This window comes from Paracoccus chinensis, from assembly GCF_900102885.1.
GTDB lineage: Bacteria > Pseudomonadota > Alphaproteobacteria > Rhodobacterales > Rhodobacteraceae > Paracoccus > Paracoccus chinensis.
This window is the reverse complement of record NZ_FNGE01000050.1, coordinates 1-3,482: the sequence shown is the minus strand read 5'-3', so window position 1 is coordinate 3,482 and position 3,482 is coordinate 1. Positions and strand designations below refer to the sequence as shown.

Annotated in this window: 3 protein-coding genes; all 3 read right to left on the bottom strand. The window is 71.3% G+C overall.

The annotated features are described in order from the left end of the window. Positions 1 to 133: 133 nt before the first annotated feature. Positions 134 to 937, bottom strand: coding sequence for an N-formylglutamate deformylase (gene hutG / locus BLQ03_RS17435; RefSeq protein WP_090757560.1), 804 nt, complete (start codon positions 935 to 937; stop codon positions 134 to 136). Beyond that, complete coding sequence (gene hutH / locus BLQ03_RS17430; protein ID WP_090757559.1) at positions 934 to 2,454, bottom strand: histidine ammonia-lyase; 1,521 nt, start codon at positions 2,452 to 2,454, stop codon at positions 934 to 936. Before hutH ends, hutG begins: the two co-directional genes overlap by 4 nt. Continuing rightward, a partial coding sequence (hutI, locus tag BLQ03_RS17425) for an imidazolonepropionase (RefSeq protein WP_139166806.1) occupies positions 2,448 to 3,482 on the bottom strand: 1,035 nt, incomplete at its 5' end. The genes hutH and hutI, both read right to left, overlap by 7 nt.

Sequence of the window (3,482 nt, the reverse complement as noted above, 5' to 3'; positions counted from 1 at the left end):
CGGGGGGAAGACGTCGCGGATGTTGTGACGGGGGTTGTTCATGTCCGGTCCTTTCAGGAAAGCAGCTGGCCCGCGATGATGTTGCGCTGGATCTCCGAGGAGCCCTCGCACATGCGCGACCTTTTAGGCATCTTCATGGCGCAAGCTCCGGCGCCAGCGCCTCGAGTCGGGCGAGGATCTCGCCCAAAGTCTTGCGCATGGCTGCTGCCTTGGCGAGGTCGAGCTCGAAGGGCGGGGCCTCGGCCGCCAGATGGGTGGACTGCGCCAGTTCCATCTGGATCGCGTGGACGCCGGTTTCCGGGCGGCCATAATGGCGCGTCGTCCATCCGCCCCGGAAGCGGCCGTTCACCACCCAAGGGCGGCCGGTCGCGGCAGCGGCCTCCTGTGCGGCGGCCTCGATGGCCGGCGCGCAGGACGGCCCGTTTGCGGTGCCGATGTTGAAGTCGGGCAGCACGCCCTCGAACAGGAAGGGGATCGTCGAGCGGATCGAGTGGCAGTCGTACAGGATCGCGACACCGTGCTTTGTCCGCACGCGCTCGATCTCGGCCGACAGCGCCGCGTGATAGGGCGCGTGGAAGCGGGCCAGCCGGTCGGCCACATCGTCGGGCGTGGGCGGCTCGGTCCAGATCGGCTGGCCGTCGAAGTCCGTGACGGGCACCAGCCCAGTGGTGTTCTGGCCGGGATAAAGGCTTTCATCCTCGGGACCCCGGTTCGCGTCGATGACATAGCGGTGGAAGGTCGCCCGCACCGTCGTCGCCCCGGGCAGAAGCCCGGCGTAAAGCTCATGGATGTGCCAGTCGGTGTCGGCCAGTGTCCGGCCGCGCTCGTTCAGGCGGGCAAGGATGTCGTCGGGCAGCCATGTTCCGGTGTGGGGCAGGCCCAGGATGACGGGGCTGTCGCCGCGGACGACCTCGACGGGATCGGGCGCAAGGCTCATGCGGCGATCTCCACGCCCGCCGCGGCGGCCAGGGTGCCGTCCTCGACCAGCTCCTGCGCGGCCAGCAGGTCGGGGGCGAGATAGCGGTCCTCGCCCATGGCGGGCACGCGGGCGCGCAGGGCCGCCAGCACGCGCGACAGCGGCGCCGAGGTGGCCAGCGGCGCGCGGAACTCGATCCCCTGCGCGGCGCAGATTGCCTCGACCCCCAGGATCACGGCCAGGTTGCGGGTCATCAGCCCCAAGCGGCGTGCGCCGTGGGCGGCCATGCTGACGTGGTCCTCCTGGTTGGCCGAGGTGGGCGTCGAGTCCACCGAGCAGGGGTTGGCGAGGTGCTTGTTCTCGCTCATCAGCGCGGCGGTGGTGACCTCGGCGATCATCAGCCCGCTGTTCAGCCCCGGCGCGGGCGTCAGGAACGGCGGCAGGTTGAAGTTCAGCGCCGGGTCCACCATCAGCGCGATCCGGCGCTGCGCGATGGACCCGATCTCGGCCACGGCCAGCGCGATCTGGTCGGCGGCGAAGGCCACGGGCTCGGCATGGAAGTTGCCGCCCGAGACAATCGAGCCGTCCGACAGCACCAGCGGGTTGTCGGTGACGGCGTTGGCTTCGATCAGCAGGGTGCAGGCGGCAAAGCGCAGCACGTCCAGCGCCGCACCCGTCACCTGCGGCTGGCAGCGGATGCAATAAGGGTCCTGCACCCGGGTGTCGCCCTCGCGGTGGCTTTCGCGGATGGCGCTGCCCTCCAGCAGGGCGCGGATGGCGGCGGCGACCTCGATCTGGCCCTGGTGGCCGCGCAGAGTGTGGATCTCGGCCCGCGTCGGCGCGGTCGAGCCCATGATGGCGTCGGTGGACATCGCGGCCGTCACGACTGCCGCCCGCGCGCAGGCCATCGCGCGGAACAGCCCGATCAGCCCCAGCGCGGTCGAGAACTGGGTGCCGTTGATCAGCGCCAGCCCTTCCTTGGCGCCCAGTGTCACGGGGGCCAGCCCCGCCCGCGCCAGCGCCTCGGCGCCGGGCAGGCGTTCGCCGCCGACGAAGGCCTCGCCATGGCCGATCATCACGGCGGCCATGTGCGCCAGCGGCGCGAGGTCGCCCGAGGCGCCGACGCTGCCCTGTTCGGGGATCACCGGGGTCACGCCGCGGGCCAGCATCGCCTCGATCAGTTCGACGATGACGGGCCGGACGCCCGAAGCACCGCGTCCCAGCGACAGAAGCTTCAACGCCATCATCAGCCGCACCGCCGCTTGGTCCAGCGGGTCGCCTACGCCGCAGCAATGCGACAGGATCAGGTTGCGCTGCAGCGTCGCGGTGTCCTCGGGCGCGATGCGGACCGAGGCGAGCTTGCCGAAGCCGGTGTTGACGCCATAGACCGCCGCGCCCCCTGCAGCCGCCGCCTCGATACGGGCGGCCGAAGCTTCGATGGCGGGCCGCGCGGCGGCGTCCAGACGCACCGCCAGCCCCTCGCGCCAGATGGTTTCCAATTGCGCCAGCGTGGCGGCGCCGGGGGTCAGGGTCAGCATGGTTTGCCCTCGAAATAGCGGCGGTGAAGCGGGTTGAAGCCGATCCGGTAGGTCAGTTCGGCCGGATGGGCGACGTTCCAGACGGCAAGGTCGGCGCGCAGGCCGGGCTCAAGCCGCCCTCGGTCGGCAAGCCCCAGGGCGCGGGCGGCGTTGGCGGTGACGCCGCGCAAGGCTTCCTCGGGCGTCAGGCGGAACAGCGTCGCGCCCATGTTCATCGCCAGCAGCAGCGAGGTCAGCGGCGAGGTGCCCGGATTGCAGTCGGTCGCCAGGGCAAGGGTGGTGCCCGCCTGGCGGAAGGCGGCCATCGGCGGCATCTGCGTCTCGCGCAGCGCATAGAAGGCGCCGGGCAGCAGGGTCGCCACGGTTCCGGCCTGCGCCAGGGCGGTGGCGTCATCGGCATCGGCATATTCAACGTGATCGGCGGACAGCCCGCCCCGCCCGGCCACCAGCCTGCTGCCGCCCAGATGCGACAGCTGCTCGGCATGCAGCTTGACGGGCAGGCCAAGCTCGGCGGCCACGTCGAACAGCCGCGCCATCTGCGCGACGGAAAAGGCGATGCCCTCGCAGAAGCCGTCCACGGCATCGACCAGCCCCTCGGCATGGGCCTGCCGCAGGCCGGGGATGGCGACCTCGTCCAGGTAGGCGTCGGGGCGGTCCTTGTATTCCGGCGGCACGGCATGGGCGGCAAGCCAGCTTGTGACGATCCGCACGGGACGCTCAGCCGTAAGGCGGCGGGCGGCGCGCAGCATCTTCAATTCGTTCGCGATGGTCAGCCCGTAGCCCGACTTGACCTCGACGGTGGCCGCGCCCTCGGCCAGCAGCGCGTCCAGGCGCGGCAGCGCCGATGCGACCAGCTCATCCTCGGTCGCCGCGCGGGTTGCTGTGACGGTGGACAGGATGCCGCCCCCTGCCCGCGCGATCTCCTCGTAGCTGGCGCCCTGCAGGCGCATCTCGAACTCGCGCGCGCGGTCGCCGCCGAAGACCAGGTGCGTGTGGCAGTCGATCAGCGCGGGCGTGACCAGGCGGCC

Bases quoted from the DNA above. Each gene is read 5' to 3' on its own strand.
- hutG (WP_090757560.1), bottom strand. From the start codon at position 937: ATGAGCCTTGCGCCCGATCCCGTCGAGGTCGTCCGCGGCGACAGCCCC.
- hutH (WP_090757559.1), bottom strand. From the start codon at position 2,454: ATGCTGACCCTGACCCCCGGCGCCGCCACGCTGGCGCAATTGGAAACC.